The sequence below is a fragment of the Agromyces cucurbitae genome, from assembly GCF_058349945.1.
Genome location: NZ_JBYRES010000004.1, coordinates 297172 through 314295, shown reverse-complemented (window position 1 = coordinate 314295; position 17124 = coordinate 297172). Strand labels below are relative to the sequence as shown.

The following is a 17124-nucleotide window of genomic DNA, read 5'->3' as shown; positions in this document are numbered from 1 at the left end:
AGGAGATGGTGCGCGTGTCGCTTGCGGTACTCGAGCGCCCGGCCGTGGAGGGCATCACGGCTGCGGCAGTCGCCGACGATCTAGGATTGCTGGTGATGACTGCCGACGAGATCGACCAGGCGCCGACCGACGAGACCGCTGAAGAGCACCGCCCGCTCGGCGAACTCTTCGAAGAGCAGGCGCTGCCGTTCCTCGACCAGCTGTACGCGGCCGCGCTGCGCATGACGAAGAACCCCGCCGACGCGCAGGACCTCGTGCAGGAGACGTTCGTGAAGGCCTACGCCGCCTTCGCCCAGTTCAAGCAGGGCACGAACCTCAAGGCGTGGCTCTACCGCATCCTCACGAACACCTTCATCAACAGCTACCGCAAGAAGCAGCGCGAGCCCTACCAGGGCACGATCGACGAGCTGGAGGACTGGCAGCTCGGCGGCGCCGAGTCGACGACCGCCCGGTCGAGCCGGTCGGCCGAGGCCGAGGCGATCGACCACCTGCCCGACAGCGCCGTGAAGGACGCGCTGCAGGCCCTGCCCGAGGACTTCCGGCTGGCCGTCTACTTCGCCGACGTCGAGGGATTCTCGTATCAAGAGATCGCCGACATGATGAACACCCCCATCGGGACCGTGATGAGCCGCCTGCACCGTGGCCGGCGACTGCTGCGCGAGTCCCTCGCCGACTACGCCCGCGAACAGGGATTCGCCGCGGCCGAGAAGGCACCGAAACCCGCGAGGAGCAAGAAATGACCGACTGCGGCTGCGAGAAGGCCCGCGCCGAACTCGAGGAGTTCCTGCACAACGAACTGCAGGCCGCCGATGCGGTCGACATCCGCGAGCACGTCGAGAACTGCGCCGACTGCCAGGCCGAGCTGCGGGTCGGCGTCGCGATCACCGAGGTCGTGCAGCGTGCGTGCCGCGAGAGCGCGCCTGACGAGCTGCGCGTGCAGGTGCTCACGAAGATCCGGCTGTACCAGTCGACCCACACGGTGACCGTCGCCGAGTAGTCCCGGTTCAACCGTTCGTTCGATGTGCGACCGGCCCCGCCGCTCGTAGCGTCGGGGTGTGATCGAAACTCGTGCCCGCCGTCGCGTGCCCACGTGGCTGCGCGTCCTCATCCCCGTCGTCCTCATCCTCGTCTGGTTCGCCGCGTTCGGGGCGGGCGGCTCGTCGTTCGGCTCGCTGAGCAAGCTGTCGGTCAACGACCAGAGCCAGTTCCTCCCGTCCTCGGCCGAGGCGACCGAGGTGAACGCCCTGCAGGAGGAGTTCCGCGACACCGAGACGATCCCGGCGATCGTGGTCGTCGCGACCGACGACGGCACCGACCTCGACGACGCGCAGCTCGCCGCCGTCGACGACCTGCGCACGGCGTTCGCCGAGGTGCCGGGCGTCGTCGACGACGAGGTGTCGCCCACGATCGCCTCCGACGACGGCGAGGCCGTCGAGATCGTCGTGCCGATCGAGTCGGGCGACGGTGCCGAGCGGGCGTCGGTCGTCGTCGGCGAGCTCCGCGCCGCCGTCGACGAGGCGCCGATCGAGGGGGCGACCGTCGCCGTCGCCGGGCCTGCCGGCTTCAGCGCCGATATCGCGGGCGCCTTCAGCGGCATCGACGGCCTGCTGCTCGCGGTCGCGCTCGCCGCGGTGTTCGTCATCCTCGTCGTCGTGTACCGCTCGCCGCTCCTGCCGTTCATCGTGCTGTTCACGAGCATGTCGGCGCTCTGCGCGGCCGTGCTCACCGTCGTCACCCTGGCGAAGGCCGACGTCATCGTGCTCTCGGGGCAGACGCAGGGCATCCTGTTCATCCTCGTGATCGGCGCGGCCACCGACTACGCCCTGCTGTACATCGCCCGGTACCGCGAGACGCTCGCCCGGTACGAGCGCAAGTGGGATGCCACGTGGGCGGCGCTGCGCGGCTCGTGGGAGCCGATCGTGGCGAGCGGCGGCACGGTCATCGTCGGACTGCTCATCCTGCTCGTGAGCGAGCTGAACTCGAACAAGACGCTCGGCCCCATCGCCGCGATCGGCATCGTGTTCGCCCTCCTGTCGGCGCTCACGCTGCTGCCCGCCCTCCTCCTCTGGGCCGGCCGCGCGGCGTTCTGGCCCCGCAAGGTCGCGCACGTCGGCGACTCCGACGCCGAGCTCGCGCACGCGAGGCACGCGGCCGGCGTCGTGCACGAGGCATCCGCCCCAGACGAGCGCGACCTGCCCGACCGCGGCCTGTGGGCGGGTGTCGGCCGTCTCGTCTCGCGCCGACCCCGCACGGTCTGGATCGTGTCGGTGCTCGCCCTCGCGGGCATGTCGCTCGGACTCGCGCAGCTCGACGCCGACGGCGTGCCCTCGAGCGAGTTCGTGCTCGGCGAATCGCAGGCGCGCGACGGGCAGGCGATGATCGGCGAGCACTTCGCGGCAGGCTCGGGCACCCCCGCGGTCATCGTCGGGCCCGAGGACGAGCTGCAGGCGATGGCCGACGTCGCGCTCGCCACGCCGGGCGTCGACTCGGTGTCGGTCGTCTCGGCCGATTCGCCGTCGGGCTCGGCGCCGGTCACCGAGGACGGCGTGCAGGCGTTCGGCCCGCCCGGAACGCCGGCGCCGGAGCCGACGGTCGTCGACGGCGAGGTGCTGCTGCAGGCCACCCTGTCGGATGCGTCGGACTCGCTCGAGGCCGAGGCGACCGTCGCCGAGCTCCGCACCGCGCTCGACGAGGTCGGCACCGACGTGCTCGTCGGCGGCCAGACGGCGGTCGCGCTCGACACGAACGATGCGGCGATCGCCGACCGCACCCTCGTCATCCCGCTCGTGCTCGCGGCGATCCTCGTGATCCTCATGCTGCTGCTGCGCTCGATCGTGGCGCCGCTCATCCTGATCGGCAGCGTCGTGCTGTCGTTCGCGGCCGCGCTCGGCGTCTCGGCGCTCGTGTTCGAGCACGTCTTCCACTTCCCGGGTGCCGACCCGTCGGTGCCGCTGTTCGGGTTCGTGTTCCTCGTCGCCCTCGGGGTCGACTACAACATCTTCCTGATGACGCGCGTGCGCGAGGAGTCGCTGCGATTCGGCACACGGCCCGGCATCATCCGCGGGCTCAGGCTCACGGGCGGGGTCATCACGTCGGCCGGGCTCGTGCTCGCCGCGACGTTCGCGGCGCTCGGGGTGCTGCCGATCCTGTTCCTCGTGCAGATCTCGTTCATCGTCGCGTTCGGGGTGCTGCTCGACACGTTCCTCGTGCGGACGCTGCTCGTGCCGGCGCTCGCGTACGACCTCGGGCGCGCGATCTGGTGGCCGAGCCGGCTCGCGCGGGCGGCGCAGCCCGAGTAGGCGGACGGGAACGACGAAGCGGGATGCCCCAGAGGAGGCATCCCGCTTCGTCGTCGGTGACGTGCGGCTAGAGCGTCGTGGCCCGGCGCACGAGCTCGGCCTGCTCGGTCGCGTGCCGCTTCGCCGAGCCGGTCGCGGGCGACGCGGCGGCCTGACGGGCGACGACCGCCACCGGGCGCGGCCCGAGCTTGTTCGTCTCGATGATGAAGTACGGCCACGCGCCCTGGTTCTCGGGCTCGTCCTGCGCCCACATGAGCTCGGCGTCGGGGTAGGCGTCGACGACGGCCTTCAGCTCGACGGCGGGCAGCGGGTAGAGCTGCTCGACGCGCACGACCGCGACCTCGGTGTTCTGCTGCTTGTCGAGCTCGGCGATCAGGTCGTAGTAGATCTTGCCCGACACGAACACGACCCGCTTGACCGCACCGCGGTCGGTGATGCGCGCGTCGTCGATCACGGGCTCGAACCTGCCCTGCGTGAAGTCCTCGACCGAGCTCGTCGCGCCGCGCAGTCGCAGCATCGCCTTCGGGGTGAAGACCACGAGGGGCTTCCGCGGGCGGGCGTACGCCTGGCGACGCAGCAGGTGGAAGTACGAGGCCGGCGTCGACGGGCGTGCGACGGTCATGTTGTTCTCGGCGCAGAGCTGCAGGTACCGCTCGATGCGGGCGCTCGAGTGGTCGGGGCCCTGGCCCTCGTAGCCGTGGGGGAGCAGCAGCACGACGCTCGAGCGCTGGCCCCACTTCTGCTCGGCCGACGAGATGAACTCGTCGATGATCGTCTGGGCGCCGTTCGCGAAGTCGCCGAACTGCGCCTCCCACAGCACGAGCGCGTCGGCGCGCTCGACCGAGTAGCCGTACTCGAAGCCCATCGCCGCGTACTCGCTGAGCAGCGAGTCGTAGATCCAGAAGCGGGCCTGGTTCTCGGCGAGGTTCTGCAGCGGCAGCCACTCCTGGCCGTTGACCCGGTCGTGCAGCACCGCGTGGCGCTGCACGAACGTGCCGCGGCGGGCGTCCTGTCCGGCGAAGCGCACCGGGGTGCCCTCGACGAGCAGCGAACCGAGGGCGAGCAGCTCGCCGAAGCCCCAGTCGATGCCGCCGTTGCGGCTCATGTCGTAGCGCTTCTGCAGCAGCTGCTGGATCTTCGGGTGCACCGTGAAGCCGGCGGGCTTGTTGTTGAACGCGTCGCCGATCGCGTGCACGACCTCGAGCGAGACGCCCGTGGTCTCGAGCTCGCCCGTGGCGGGCTCGGGGGCGTGCACCTGCGCCGTCGCGCCGACGACGTCGATCGCGCCGGTCTGCACCGCGTGCGTCTCGGCGAAGGCCCGCTCGAGGCGGTCCTGGAAGTCGCGGTGCGCCTCTTCGTACTCCGCCTCGGTGATGTCGCCGCGGCCGACGAGCGCCTCCGTGTAGAGCTTGCGGACGCTGCGCTTGGCCTCGATGAGGTTGTACATGAGCGGCTGCGTCATCGACGGGTCGTCGCCCTCGTTGTGGCCGCGGCGTCGATAGCAGACGAGGTCGATGACGACGTCGCGCTTGAACTCCTGGCGGTAGCGGAACGCGAGCTCGGCCACCCGCACGACGGCCTCGGGGTCGTCGCCGTTCACGTGGAAGATCGGCGCCTGGATCGTCTTCGCGACGTCGGTCGAGTAGATCGACGACCGGGCGTCGCCCGGCACGGTCGTGAAGCCGACCTGGTTGTTGATGTTGATGTGGATCGTGCCGCCCGTGCGGTAGCCGCGCAGCTGGGACATCTGCATCGTCTCGACGACGACGCCCTGGCCCGACATCGCCGCGTCGCCGTGGACGAGGATCGGGAGGGTCGAGAACGTGCCGATCGGCTTTCTGTCTTGCTTGGCGCGGACGATGCCCTCGAGCACGCCGTCGACGGCCTCGAGGTGCGACGGGTTCGCCGCGAGCGAGACGGGCACCTGGTGACCGTCGTCGGCGGTGAACGTGCCCTCGGTGCCGAGGTGGTACTTCACGTCGCCGGAGCCGTGTCCCGACGCGGTGCCCTCGAACTCGCGGAACACCTGGCCGTACGTCTTGCCGGCGATGTTCGTGAGCACGTTGAGGCGGCCGCGGTGCGCCATGCCGATGGCGACCTCGTCGAGACCCTCCTTCGCGGCGCCCTGCAGGATCTCGTCGAGGAGGGCGATGACGGACTCGCCGCCCTCGAGGCTGAAGCGCTTCTGCCCGACGTACTTCGTCTGCAGGAAGGTCTCGAACGCCTCGGCCTCGTTGAGCTTGCGCAGGATGCGCATCTGCTCGTCGTGGGTCGGCTTCTCGTAGGGGCGCTCGACCTCGTTCTGGATCCACTGCCGCTGCACCGGGTCCTGGATGTGCATGTACTCGATGCCGATGGTGCGGCAGTACGAGTCGCGCAGCACCCCGAGGATGTCGCGCAGCAGCGCCTTGCGCTTGTCGCCGAAGCCGCCCGTCACGAACTCGCGGTCGAGGTCCCAGAAGGTGAGCCCGTGGGTCGCGATGTCGAGGTCGGGGTGCGAGCGCTGCACGTACTCGAGCGGGTCGGTGTCGGCCATCATGTGGCCGCGCACGCGGAACGAGTTGATCAGCTCCTGCACGCGGGCGGTCTTGTCGATCGCGCTCGCGACGTCGACGGCGATGTCGGGCGCCCAGCGGATCGGCTCGTAGGGCAGGCGGAGGGCGGCGAAGATGTCCTCGTAGAAGTTGCGCTGGCCGATGAGCAGCTCGTGGACCTTCTTCAGGAACTCGCCCGACCCGGCGCCCTGGATGACGCGGTGGTCGTAGGTCGAGGTGAGCGTGATCGTCTTGCCGATCGCGAGGTTCGCGAGCGTCTTCTCGCTCGCGCCCTGGAACTCGGCCGGGTACTCGAGCGCGCCGGCGCCGATGATGCAGCCCTGGCCCTTCATCAGGCGCGGCACGGAGTGCACCGTGCCGATGCCGCCCGGGTTCGTGAGCGAGATCGTCGCACCAGAGAAGTCGTCGGCCTTGAGCTTGTTGCCGCGGGCTCGCGAGACGAGGTCTTCATAGGCGCTCAGGTACTCGTTGAACGTCATCGTCTCGGCCCGCTTGATCGCGGGCACGAGCAGGGCCCGGGTGCCGTCGGGCTTCGGGAGGTCGATCGCGATGCCGAGGCCGATGTGCGCGGGCTTCACGAGGCTCGGCTTGCCGTCGACCTCGGAGTAGAAGACGTTCTGGCTCGGGAACTCCTTGAGCGCCTGGATGAGCGCCCAGCCGATGAGGTGGGTGAAGCTGATCTTGCCGCCGCGGGTGCGCCGCAGGTGGTTGTTGATCACGATGCGGTTGTCGATCATGAGCTTCGCCGGCACGGTGCGCACGCTCGTCGCGGTCGGCACGGTGAGCGACGCGTCCATGTTCGCGGCGAGGGTCTTCGGCATGCCCTTGAGGGTGACGACCTCGTCTTCCTGCGGGGCCTCGGCGACGACCGGCTGCGGGCTCGTCACGGGCACGTCGGCCGGCACCGGCTGGGTGCGCGGCGCGACCGAGGTCGTGCGGGCGGCGGGCGTCTGGCCGATCACGGGGATCGGCGCCGTCGCGGGCGCGGGCTGGGCCGGCGCGTCGGCGGGCTGCTGCGCGGGAGCGGCCGGCTGCGCGGGAGCGGCCTGCTGTGCGGCCGCCTCCTGCGTGGGAGCGGCCTGCTGGGCCGGTGCTGCCGGTGCGGTCGCACCCGCCGCCGCCCCGTTCGCCGCGGCGCCGCCGTCGGTCTGCACGCGGTGGTACTGCTCGAGCACCGCCCGCCAGGTCTGGTCGACCGAATCGGGGTCGGCGAGGTACTTCTCGTACATCTCGTCGACGAGCCATTCGTTGGCTCCGAATTCGCCCGACGCCGTCTCGTCGGCTCCCGCCCCGGTCAATTGGCTCGACACAGCCTCTCGCCCACTCTCTCCGTTGATGCCTGGTTAGCGGAGATCGACCCGGCCGCGCACGCGGACGTGGCCGATCACCCACACAAGCCTAAACCCCGCGCGCGGCGCCCGGCGCACCCTTGCGCACGCCGCCTACGCTGTGAGCATGGAGTTCTACCGCACGGCGCCGACGCACGACCTCACCTACTCCGACGTGTTCCTCGTTCCGAGCCGCTCGGGGGTCACGAGCCGGCTCGACGTGTCGCTCGCGCCCGACGACGGCTCGGGGGCATCCGTGCCGATCGTCTCGGCGAACATGAACTCGATCACGGGGCCGCGGCTGGCCGCGACCCTCGCCCGGCGCGGCGGCATCGGCGTGCTGCCGCAGGACCTCCACCTGCAGGACCTCGCCGAGTCGATCCGCTGGGTGAAGGCGCAGTCGCCGGCCTTCGACACGCCGCACTCGTTCGCGCCCGAGACGACCGTGGCCGAGGCGCTCGAGCAGCTCCCGCCCGTCGAGGGGCATGGCATCGTCCTGCACGACGCGAAGGGCGGGTATGCCGGATGCCTCGTTGCGACCCGCCTCGCGAGCGCGCTGCCCGACGCCCGGCTCGGCGACCTCGTGCACGGGGGCATCCCGTCGCTCGACGCCGAGGACGTCGACTCGCCGCGCCGCGCGTTCGACCTCATGGTCGACGCCGACCTCGAGTTCGCGCCCGTCATGCAGCACGGCCGGGTGGTCGGCACCCTCAGCCGCCGCAGCGCGCTGCGCGGCACGGTCTACGCACCGAACGTCGACGCCGACGGTCGGCTGCGGGTCGCCGCCGCCGTGGGCATCAACGGCGACGTCGCCGCCAAGGCGACCGCACTCGCTGCGGCCGGCGTCGACATGCTCGTCGTCGACACCGCGCACGGCCACCAGGAGGGCATGGTGCGCGCCGTCTCGATCGTGCGCGACCTCGACCTCGGGCTGCCGATCGTCGCGGGCAACATCGTCACCGCGGCCGCCGTCGCCGACCTCGTCGACGCGGGCGCCGACGTGCTCAAGGTGGGCGTCGGCCCCGGCGCCATGTGCACGACCCGCATGATGACGGCCGTCGGTCGCCCCCAGTTCTCGGCCGTGCTCGAGACGGCAGAGGCCGCGCGCGAGCTCGGCGCCCGGGTGTGGGCCGACGGCGGCGTGCGCTACCCGCGCGACGTCGCGCTCGCGCTCGCCGCGGGTGCGTCGTCGGTGATGATCGGCTCGTGGTTCGCCGGCACGATCGAGGCACCCGGCACGCTCCGGCGAGACACGTCCGGCCGACTCTTCAAGGAGAGCTGGGGGATGGCGTCGACGAAGGCCGTGCGCGAGCGGTTCGACCGGCTGTCGCCGTACGAGCGCGCCCGCAAGGAGCTCTTCGCGGAGGGCATCTCGTCGTCGTCGATCTACCTCGACCCGCTGCGTCCGTCGCTCGAGGACCTGCTCGACATGATCACCTCGGGCGTGCGCAGCTCGTTCACGTACGCCGGTGCGCGCTCGCTCGACGAGTTCCGCGAGCGCGCGCTCGTCGGCATCCAGTCGGCGGCCGGTTACGAAGAGGGCAAGGCGCTCCCGGTCAGCTGGTAGTCGCCGCCGATATACTGGATCGACCATGGACGATCCTCCCTCTGCGACTACGCCCGGCCATAGACCCTCGCCCGTGACCGCTCGGGGAGGCAGTGATGTCTGAGTGGATCCTGCTCGGATTCGGACTCCTCCTCACGATCGGCACGGGCTTGTTCGTCGCGAGCGAGTTCGCGCTCGTCAATCTCGATCGCGCCGATCTCGAGGCGCGTCGCGAGCGGGGTGAGACCCGGCTCGGCATGACGATCGCCGCGCTCAAGATCACGTCGACGCACCTGTCGAGCGCGCAGCTCGGCATCACGCTCACGACGCTGCTCACGGGCTACACGATGGAGCCCGCGATCTCGTCGCTGCTCGCCGGACCGCTGACCGCCGCCGGCCTGCCCGAGGCGCTCGTCCGCCCCGTCGGGGCGACCACCGCGGTCGTCGTCGCGACCCTGCTGTCGATGGTGCTCGGCGAGCTCGTGCCGAAGAACTTCGCGCTCGCCCTCCCGCTCGCGACGGCGAAGCTCGTGATGCCGTTCCAGACGGCGTTCACGTGGGTGTTCCGGCCGGCGATCGCGCTCCTCAACGGCAGCGCGAACGCCCTGCTGCGGGCGGTCGGCATCGAGCCGAAGGAGGAGCTCTCGGGTGCACGTTCTGCCGAGGAGCTCTCGTCGCTCGTGCGCCGGTCGGCGAGCGCGGGCCTCCTCGAGGCCGACACCGCGACGCTGCTCGGCCGCACGCTGCGGTTCGCCGACCACGACGCCTCCGATGTCATGACCCCCCGCCCGCGCGTGGCCGCGGTGCAGCGGCTCGAGCCGGCCGAGGCGGTGCTCGAGCTCGCCCGGCAGACCGGATTCTCGCGGTTCCCCGTGTACGACGAGAACCTCGACGACGTCGTCGGGGTCGTGCACGTCAAGCAGGCGGTCGCCGTGCCCCGCGAGCGACGCAGCGAGGTGCCCGCCTCGGCACTCCAGTCCGACGCGCTGCGCGTGCCCGAGACGATCAAGCTCGACGCGCTGCTCGGCGAGCTGCGCGGTCGCGGCTTCCAGATGGCGGTCGTCGTCGACGAGTACGGCGGGACCGCGGGCGTCGCGACGCTCGAAGACCTGGTCGAGGAGCTCGTGGGCGAGGTCGCCGACGAGCACGACCGCACCCGCGCCGGCATCGTCCGGCGAGGCGACGTCGTGAGCTTCCCCGGCATCCTGCGGCCCGACGAGCTCGAGGAGCGCACCGGCATCCGCGTACCCGAGAACGGCGACTACGAGACCGTCGCCGGGTTCGTCATGTCCGAGCTCGGGCGCCTGCCGGTCGTCGGCGACGAGGTGTCGATCGACGAGGGCTCGCTGTTCGTGCAGAGGCTCGACGGCCGCCGCATCGACCGGCTGCGGTTCGTGCCGACGCCCGCGCCCGCCCACGACGAGGAGGTCGGCCGATGAACGACTGGGCCGGAATCGCGTGGCTCGTGGTGCTGCTCATCGCGAACGCCTTCTTCGTGGGCGCCGAGTTCGCCGTCATCTCGGCGCGCCGCTCGCAGATCGAGCCGCTCGCCGAGGCGGGCCGGCGCAGCGCGAAGACCGCGCTCTGGGCCATGGAGCACGCGACGCTCATGCTCGCGATGAGCCAGCTCGGCATCACCGTGTGCTCGCTGCTCATCCTCAACGTCCCCGAGCCCGCGATCCACCACCTCCTCGAGGTGCCGCTGCACCTCACCGGCTGGTCCGAGGAGGTCGTCGCGACGGTCGCGTTCGTCGTCACGCTCGTGCTCGTCTCGTACCTGCACGTCGTGTTCGGGGAGATGGTGCCGAAGAACCTCTCGTTCTCGGTGCCCGACAAGGCGGTGCTGCTGCTCGCACCCCCGCTCGTGTTCCTCGCACGCATCTTCAAGCCGATCATCGTCGCCCTGAACGCGACGGCGAACGGCGTGCTGCGGCTGTTCCGCGTCGAGCCGAAGAACGAGGCCAACTCGACCTTCACGCTCGAGGAGGTGCAGACGATCGTCGACCAGTCGCGCCGCGAGGGCGTGCTCGACGACGCGAGCGGCACGCTGACGGCGGCGTTCGAGTTCACCGCGAAGCGCGTGAAGGACGTCGCGGTGCCGGTCTCGGGGCTCGTGAGCCTGCCGCCCGGGGCGACGCCGGGCGACGTCGAGCGGGCGGTCGCCCGACGGGGCTTCTCGCGGTACCCGATCCTCGACGAGGCGGGTGAGCCCGACGGCTACGTGCACCTGAAAGACGTGATCGACCTCGACGACGACGAGTTCGACGATCCGATCCCCGCGAAGCGCGTGCGCCGGCTCGTGTCGATCTTCGACGGCACCGACCTCGAGGACGCGCTCGCCACGATGCGCCGGCTCGGGACGCACGTGGCCCGCACCTTCGAGGAGGACGGCGCGACGAGCGGCGTGATCTTCCTCGAGGACATCATCGAGGAGCTCGTCGGCGAGGTGCAGGACGCGACCCGGCGCGGGTAGCCGCGATCGGGGGACGGCGGTCCGGGGGGCGGCGGCGTAGAATTCTGTCGACCCGAGGAACTCGAGGGATCATCATGTTCGAGAAGCTCATGGCGTGCGCCGTCCTCCCCGCCGCCGACATCGATCGCGCGCGCGGCTGGTGGCACGACGTGCTCGGCCGCGACCCGGTGTACGAGGAGACCGAGGGCGGCATGCTGTTCTACGACGTCGGCGGGACGGGCGTCATGGTGTACCGCACCGACTACGCCGGCACCGCGCAGAACACGGCGTTCAACCTGTTCACCGACGACCTGGACCGCGACATGACGGCGCTCCGCACGCACGGGGTCGTGTTCCACGACTACGACCTGCCCGGGCTCACGACGGTCGACGGCGTGGCCGAGCTCGGCGACGAGCGCAGCGCCTGGTTCAGTGACAGCGAGGGCAACATCTGGGCGATCGGGCAGATGTCGGCCGAGTCGACGGAGCGGATGGCGCGCATGCGGTCGGGCTCGATGGGCTAGCCGCCCGCCCGACCGTCACCACTCGCCGTCGTTGTGCTCGGGCCTCGCCCGCAGGTACTGCGGCGGCCACATCGCCGTGCCCGCGCCGAGTTCGTGCGCGGCCCGCATTGCGAAATGCGGGTCGCGCATCATCGCCTTGCCGAACATCACCGCGTCGGCGCGCCCCTCGGCCACCAGCGCCTCGGCGTGACGGGCGTCGGTGATGCGGCCGACCGCCGACACCGGAGCATCCGCCCGCTCGCCGACGTATTCGGCGAAGTGCGCCTGGTATCCCGGAGCGACCGGGATGTCGGCGGCGGCGACGAGCCCGCCCGTCGAGATGTCGAAGAAGTCGGCGCCCGCGTCGACGGCCCACGCCGTGACGGTCGCGGTCTGCTCCTCGTCCCACCCGCCGGGCGACCAGTCCGTCGCCGAGAACCGCACGAACACCGGCATCTGCTCGCCGACCTCGGCCCGCACCGCACGCACGATCTCGAGGAGGAGCCGCGCCCGGTTCTCGAGGCTGCCGCCCCAGCGGTCGTCGCGGAGGTTCGAGAGCGGCGAGAGGAACTGGTGCACGAGGTAGCCGTGCGCGGCGTGCACCTCGACCAGGTCGAATCCCGCCCGCACCGCTCGCGCGGCGCCTCGGCGGAAGTCCTCCACCACCCGGGCGATGCCCGCCTCGTCGAGCGCCACCGGCTCGCGCAGCCCGTCGAAGGCGAGCGGCGACGCCGACACGGTCGTCCAGCCCCCCTCGTCGAGCGGCTGCGAACCCGGCCGGCGCAGGGGCTCGGGCCAGACCGACGCCTTGCGTCCGGCGTGCGCGAGCTGCAGTCCCGCCGCGGCGCCCTGCGAGCGGATGAACCGGGTGATACGGGCCCATGCCTCGACGTGCTCGTCGCCCCAGATGCCGGTGTCGTGGTCGGAGATGCGTCCTTCGGGACTCACGGCGGTCGCCTCGGCCATGACGAGCCCCGCGCCGCCGGCGGCCATCGCGCCGAGATGCACGAGGTGCCAGTCGCCCGGCACGCCGTCGCGCGCCGTGACCGAGTACTGGCAGAGCGGGGGCACCCACACCCGGTTGCGGATCTCGAGCCCGCGGATGGTGATCGGGCGGAACAGCGCCGGTGCCTCGTGGCGCGTCACGCGAGGCTCCGGAGCCAGCGCTCGAGCCCCGAGGCATCCGTGAAGACATGGCCCTCGCCGCCGACGGCGCGGGCGCCGTCGACGTTCTCGGCCCGGTTGTCGACGAACAGCAGCTCGGATGCCTCGATGCCGAGTTCTCCGATGACGTGCTCGTAGATCGCCGGATCGGGCTTCACGAGCCGCAGCTCGCCGCTCACGAACACCCGCTCGAACAACGGGGCGAACGAGCCGTGCCGGAGCCAGCCGGCGTAGTCGGCGCCCGCGTTCGACAGCAGGGCGAGCCGCGTACCGCCGGCCGCGAGGGCGTGCACCACGGCGAGCGTGCCCGGGTCGACCGACAGCCAGCCGCGGTGGTCGATCGCCCACAGCTCGTGCACGTCGATGGGCGACCACTCGACGTCGAGGTCGCGCGCCACGGCCTGCCAGTACTCGGCGATCGACGTCGTGCCCCGGTCGAGGCCCTCGCGGTGCGCCCAGTACGCGGCCCAGAACGCGGTGGCGCGACCGCCGTCGGCGGTCGCGCCTCCGCGGTCGCCGCCGATGCCCGCCCGGGCGAGCAGTGCGGCCCGATCGTCCTCGCCCGGCTCGCGCGAGATGACCTCGCCGTAGTCGAACACGACGACGCGGGGGGACAGGCTGATCGGGGCGAGGGCTGTCGGAGGCATGATCGTCCAACCTATCGTTGGAGCATGGGCACCGACTGGCAGGAATGGACGGCCGCCGACGCGGCCCGCTGGGTGCGCGCGCCCGGCGTCGACGACGACAAGTACACGCGCGGCGTGCTGGGCGTGTACACGGGCTCGACCGACTATCCCGGGGCCGCGGTGCTCGGCGTCGAGGCGGCGACGCGCGCGGGCGTCGGCATGGTGCGCTACACGGGGCCGCGCGGCGTGCGGGCCGCCGTGCTGCTGCGCCGCCCCGAGACGGTCACCGTCTCCGGTCGGGTGCAGGCATGGCTCGTCGGTTCGGGCATCGACCCCGGCCGTCGTTCGTTCGTGCTGCAGGGCGACCTGCAGCACGCGCTCGCGTCGCGGGTGCCGGTCGTGCTCGACGCCGGGGCACTCGACCTCGTCGGCACGCACACCGCGCCGACCGTGATCACGCCGCATGCGCGAGAGCTCGCGAACCTGCTGACGTCGCGCGAGATCGACACGACGCTCGAGGAGGTGCGGTCCGACCCCGCCGCGTGGGCCGAGCGCGCCGCGCACGAGCTCGGCGTCGCCGTGCTGCTGAAGGGCGCCGTGACCCGCATCGCCGACCCCGCCGGGGCGCGGTTCACCGTGACGGCACCCAGCCACTGGCTCGCGTCGGCCGGCACGGGAGACGTGCTCGGCGGCATACTCGGCGCGCTCGCCGCGACCCATCACGCCGAGCTCGCGGTCGATGCGGGCGCCATCACCAAGCTCGCGGCGACGGCCGCGTGGATCCACGGCGAGGCGGCCCGGCGCGCGAGCGGGGCGGCCGGCGGGGGACCGGTGGCCGCGCTCGACGTGGCGGCCGCGATCCCCGCCGTCGTCGGCAGCCTGCTCGGGGCGGGGTAACCCGCCGGCGGCGCCCTCAGGCGAGGAACCGCGCGAGGAACTCGCGGGTGCGCGCCTCGCGCGGGGCGCCGAAGAACTCGGCCGGCGGTGCGGACTCGATGATGCGCCCGCCGTCGAGGAACACGACGCGGTCGGCGACCTCGCGCGCGAACGCCATCTCGTGCGTCGCCATCACGATCGTCGTACCTCCCTCGGCGAGCGAGCGCACGAGCGAGAGCACCTCGCCGACGAGCTCGGGGTCGAGCGCGCTCGTCACCTCGTCGAGCAGGAGCAGCTCGGGCCCGGTCGCGATCGCCCGCACGATCGCCGCCCGCTGCTGCTGGCCGCCCGACAGCCGGTCGGGGAACGACCGGGCGTGCTCGGCCAGGCCGATCGAGGCGAGCAGCTCGAGTGCACGGCGTTCGGCCTCGCGCCGCGGCATCCGGTGCACGAGCCGCGAGGCGAGCGCCACGTTGTCGAGCACGCTGAGGTGCGGGAACAGGTTGTAGTGCTGGAACACCACGCCGATGCGGGCCCGCACCGCGTCGGCGTCGACCCGCGGATCGCTCACGTCGTCGCCGCGGAGGCGGATCACGCCGTCGTCGATCGGTTCGAGCAGGTTCACCGTGCGCAGCAGGGTCGACTTGCCCGAGCCGCTCGCGCCGAGGAGTGCGACCACCTCGTGCGGGGCGACGTCGAGGTCGATGCCGTCGAGCACGACCTTGTCGTCGTACGCGCGGCGTACGCCGCGCAGGCTCAGCACGGTCTCGGGCCCGGCGCTCCGGGCCGCCGGGCCGGTCGTGCCGGCGTCGATCGTCGACCCGCTCATACGATGCTGCCGATCTGCTCTCGCGAGCGCATGCGCGCCGTCACCCAGTCGGTGAGCCGGATCGTCGGCCACGCCAGCAGCACGAACAGCAGGCCCGCGACGACGTAGGGCGTGTAGTTGAAGTAGTGCGCCGTCTCGATCTGCGCGGCGCGCACCGCGTCGATCGCGCCGAGCACCGAGATGAGCCCCACGTCCTTCTGCATGGCGACGAAGTCGTTCATGAGCGCCGGCGTCACCTTGCGCAGCGCCTGCGGCAGCACGACGCGGCGCATGGTCTGGCCGTGGCTGAGGCCGAGCGCGCGTGCGGCGAGCCGCTGCGAGGGATGCACCGCCTCGATGCCCGCGCGGAAGACCTCGGCCACGTACGCCGAGTAGGTGAGGATGAGCGCGATCGTGCCCCAGACCGCGACCGGCACCCGCGGGAAGAAGTCGAGGCCCGGCACGCCGAAGCCCACGAGGTAGAGCACGATGAGCAGCGGCACGCCGCGGAACAGGTCGGTGTAGCCGGCCGCGAGCGCCCGAAGCGGGAAGAACACCGGGCCGCGGAGCGTGCGCATCGTCGCGAGCAGCAGGGCGAACAGGACGACGCCGATCGACGCGGCGACGAGCACCTGGATGTTGAGCCAGAGCCCCTCGAGGATGCGGGGGAACGACGCGACCGCGACATCCAGGTCGAAGAACGAGCTGCGCACCGCCTCCCAGCCGGGAGAGCCGATGAGCGCCCACGCGACGAGGATCGCGAACACGACCGTCGACAGCGCGCTGATGAGCACCGACCGCCGGGTCTGACGTCGACGGAAGCGTCGTCGGCCGAGCTCGAGCTCGCTCGGCTGCCAGGCGGCGGCTGCCGGCGCGGGGGCCGGAGCGCCGCCGCGGGCGGGGCTGGGGGTGATCACGTCAGCAACGCTATCGGCACGTGCGCGCGGCGACGCGCGTCATCGATTCGGACTCCCGATCGACGTCACTCGAGCACGGGCGCGGTGTCGTCGCCGCCGAGCCATTCTGCGGCAAGGTCGTCGAGCGTACCGTCGGCGCGGAGCGCGTCGACCGCGGCGGTCACGTCGGCCGTGAGCGGCGAGTCCTTCGCGAGCACGATGCCGAACTCGTCGCCGCCCGACGAGGTCTCGGGCAGCTGGCCGATGATCTCGCCGCCGTCGAGCTCGGCGCCCGTCAGGTAGAAGGCGGTCGGCAGGTCGACGACGATCGCGTCGACCGTGCCGCTCTGGAGCGCGAGCTTGGCGTCGTCGTTCGTGTTGAAGACCTGGGCGCCGAGACTCGGGTCGATGATCTGCTCGACGGCGTCGAAGCTCGTCGTGCCCGTCTGGGCGCCGATGCGCAGCGGCTTGAGGTCGGCGATCGACGACGCGCCCGAGGCGGGTGACCCCTCGACCGTGATGACGACCTGCGTCGTCGCGTAGTAGGGCGACGAGAAGTCGACGTTCTGGGCGCGCTCCTCGGTGATCGAGAACTGCTGCAGGTTGAGGTCGAAGTCCTTCGGGCCCGGCGCGATCGCCTGGTCGAACGTCGTGCGCACCCAGACCACGTCGTCTTTCGCGTAGCCGAGCTCATCGGCGACGGCGTAGGCGACCGCCGCCTCGAAGCCCTTGCCGCTCTCGGGCGCGTCGTCGAGCACCCACGGGTAGTAGGCCGGCTCTCCCGTGCCGATCGTGAGCTTGCCGGGCGTGACGTGGCCGTCGTCGGCGGCGTCATCGCCCGAGCCCGTCGAGGCGCAGCCTGCGAGCACGAGGGCGGCCGCCCCGGCGAGGGCGATCGCCGCGAACGAACGCGTGATCGTGCGGTCGGGGGTGCGGCGGGCCTGCGTACGCGGTGCGTGCGTGCGTCGAGTCATGGGATGAACCTCCGGGTGGTCGCTCGTCCAAGCATCCTCCAAACCGACGACGTCGTATACGGGCGTGGCGCATTGTGACGCTCGGCTAGGCTCGTCG

14 protein-coding genes are annotated in these 17124 nt (G+C 71.6%); 8 read left to right on the top strand and 6 right to left on the bottom strand.

Features of this window, described 5'->3' with window-relative positions:
• The first annotated feature begins 5 nt into the window (after positions 1-5).
• The 3 genes from AC3RJ6_RS16045 to AC3RJ6_RS16035 are packed head-to-tail and all read left to right on the top strand — an operon-like array spanning position 6 to position 3299.
• Positions 6-740, top strand: a complete 735-nt coding sequence (locus AC3RJ6_RS16045; RefSeq protein WP_491428102.1) for a sigma-70 family RNA polymerase sigma factor — start codon at positions 6-8, stop codon at positions 738-740.
• Positions 737-997 (top strand): zf-HC2 domain-containing protein, encoded by a 261-nt coding sequence (locus AC3RJ6_RS16040; RefSeq protein ID WP_244854756.1) that lies wholly within the window; start codon positions 737-739, stop codon positions 995-997. Before AC3RJ6_RS16045 ends, AC3RJ6_RS16040 begins: the two co-directional genes overlap by 4 nt.
• A 58-nt stretch (positions 998-1055) precedes the next feature.
• Positions 1056-3299 carry an MMPL family transporter gene (locus AC3RJ6_RS16035; protein ID WP_491428101.1) on the top strand — a complete coding sequence of 748 codons (2244 nt, stop codon included), beginning with the start codon at positions 1056-1058 and terminating at the stop codon, positions 3297-3299.
• A 67-nt stretch (positions 3300-3366) separates the two neighbouring features.
• Here the strand turns inward: AC3RJ6_RS16035 and AC3RJ6_RS16030 are convergent, their stop codons facing one another.
• On the bottom strand, positions 3367-7164 hold the full coding sequence (locus AC3RJ6_RS16030) for a multifunctional oxoglutarate decarboxylase/oxoglutarate dehydrogenase thiamine pyrophosphate-binding subunit/dihydrolipoyllysine-residue succinyltransferase subunit (protein ID WP_491428100.1): 3798 nt from the start codon (positions 7162-7164) through the stop codon (positions 3367-3369).
• 145 nt (positions 7165-7309) lie between these two features.
• Here AC3RJ6_RS16030 and guaB1 point away from each other — a divergent pair, with 145 nt between their 5' ends.
• The 4 genes from guaB1 (at position 7310) to AC3RJ6_RS16010 (ending at position 11704) form a co-directional block, all read left to right on the top strand.
• Entirely contained in the window at positions 7310-8749 is a 1440-nt protein-coding gene (guaB1, locus tag AC3RJ6_RS16025; protein WP_491428099.1) for a GMP reductase, read from the top strand.
• Between the two features lie 95 nt (positions 8750-8844).
• Positions 8845-10167 (top strand): hemolysin family protein, encoded by a 1323-nt coding sequence (locus AC3RJ6_RS16020; RefSeq protein WP_491428098.1) that lies wholly within the window; start codon positions 8845-8847, stop codon positions 10165-10167.
• The gene (locus AC3RJ6_RS16015) at positions 10164-11201 is read left to right on the top strand and encodes a hemolysin family protein (protein ID WP_491428097.1); all 1038 of its coding nucleotides are present in this window, start codon (positions 10164-10166) and stop codon (positions 11199-11201) included. The genes AC3RJ6_RS16020 and AC3RJ6_RS16015 overlap by 4 nt, the downstream gene beginning before the upstream one ends.
• 74 nt (positions 11202-11275) lie before the next feature.
• Positions 11276-11704: a VOC family protein gene (locus AC3RJ6_RS16010; RefSeq protein ID WP_491428096.1), complete on the top strand. Its 429-nt coding sequence runs from the start codon at positions 11276-11278 to the stop codon at positions 11702-11704.
• Positions 11705-11719: 15 nt separating this feature from the next.
• Here the strand turns inward: AC3RJ6_RS16010 and AC3RJ6_RS16005 are convergent, their stop codons facing one another.
• Positions 11720-12829 (bottom strand): NADH:flavin oxidoreductase/NADH oxidase, encoded by a 1110-nt coding sequence (locus AC3RJ6_RS16005; protein ID WP_491428095.1) that lies wholly within the window; start codon positions 12827-12829, stop codon positions 11720-11722.
• On the bottom strand, positions 12826-13494 hold the full coding sequence (locus AC3RJ6_RS16000; RefSeq protein ID WP_491428094.1) for an HAD family hydrolase: 669 nt from the start codon (positions 13492-13494) through the stop codon (positions 12826-12828). The genes AC3RJ6_RS16005 and AC3RJ6_RS16000 overlap by 4 nt, the downstream gene beginning before the upstream one ends.
• 24 nt (positions 13495-13518) lie before the next feature.
• On the opposite strand from AC3RJ6_RS16000, the gene AC3RJ6_RS15995 reads away from it, so the two are divergent.
• Positions 13519-14370, top strand: coding sequence for an ADP-dependent NAD(P)H-hydrate dehydratase (locus AC3RJ6_RS15995; protein WP_491428093.1), 852 nt, complete (start codon positions 13519-13521; stop codon positions 14368-14370).
• Between the two features lie 16 nt (positions 14371-14386).
• Here the strand turns inward: AC3RJ6_RS15995 and AC3RJ6_RS15990 are convergent, their stop codons facing one another.
• From AC3RJ6_RS15990 to AC3RJ6_RS15980, 3 genes are all read right to left on the bottom strand, one after another.
• Positions 14387-15178, bottom strand: a complete 792-nt coding sequence (locus AC3RJ6_RS15990) for an amino acid ABC transporter ATP-binding protein (RefSeq protein ID WP_491428091.1) — start codon at positions 15176-15178, stop codon at positions 14387-14389.
• Positions 15175-16071: an amino acid ABC transporter permease gene (locus tag AC3RJ6_RS15985; protein ID WP_491428346.1), complete on the bottom strand. Its 897-nt coding sequence runs from the start codon at positions 16069-16071 to the stop codon at positions 15175-15177. The genes AC3RJ6_RS15990 and AC3RJ6_RS15985 overlap by 4 nt, the downstream gene beginning before the upstream one ends.
• Positions 16072-16139: 68 nt before the next feature.
• Positions 16140-17027 carry an ABC transporter substrate-binding protein gene (locus AC3RJ6_RS15980; RefSeq protein WP_491428090.1) on the bottom strand — a complete coding sequence of 296 codons (888 nt, stop codon included), beginning with the start codon at positions 17025-17027 and terminating at the stop codon, positions 16140-16142.
• Positions 17028-17124 lie beyond the last annotated feature (97 nt).

What these genes read in the sequence shown, in the direction of transcription:
- AC3RJ6_RS15995 (WP_491428093.1), top strand. Translation starts at nt 13,519, where the DNA reads ATGGGCACCGACTGGCAGGAATGGACGGCCGCCGACGCGGCCCGCTGG.
- AC3RJ6_RS15990 (WP_491428091.1), bottom strand. Translation starts at nt 15,178, where the DNA reads ATGAGCGGGTCGACGATCGACGCCGGCACGACCGGCCCGGCGGCCCGG.
- guaB1 (WP_491428099.1), top strand. Translation starts at nt 7,310, where the DNA reads ATGGAGTTCTACCGCACGGCGCCGACGCACGACCTCACCTACTCCGAC.
- AC3RJ6_RS16040 (WP_244854756.1), top strand. Translation starts at nt 737, where the DNA reads ATGACCGACTGCGGCTGCGAGAAGGCCCGCGCCGAACTCGAGGAGTTC.
- AC3RJ6_RS16045 (WP_491428102.1), top strand. Translation starts at nt 6, where the DNA reads ATGGTGCGCGTGTCGCTTGCGGTACTCGAGCGCCCGGCCGTGGAGGGC.
- AC3RJ6_RS16010 (WP_491428096.1), top strand. Translation starts at nt 11,276, where the DNA reads ATGTTCGAGAAGCTCATGGCGTGCGCCGTCCTCCCCGCCGCCGACATC.
- AC3RJ6_RS16000 (WP_491428094.1), bottom strand. Translation starts at nt 13,494, where the DNA reads ATGCCTCCGACAGCCCTCGCCCCGATCAGCCTGTCCCCCCGCGTCGTC.
- AC3RJ6_RS16015 (WP_491428097.1), top strand. Translation starts at nt 10,164, where the DNA reads ATGAACGACTGGGCCGGAATCGCGTGGCTCGTGGTGCTGCTCATCGCG.
- AC3RJ6_RS16020 (WP_491428098.1), top strand. Translation starts at nt 8,845, where the DNA reads ATGTCTGAGTGGATCCTGCTCGGATTCGGACTCCTCCTCACGATCGGC.
- AC3RJ6_RS15980 (WP_491428090.1), bottom strand. Translation starts at nt 17,027, where the DNA reads ATGACTCGACGCACGCACGCACCGCGTACGCAGGCCCGCCGCACCCCC.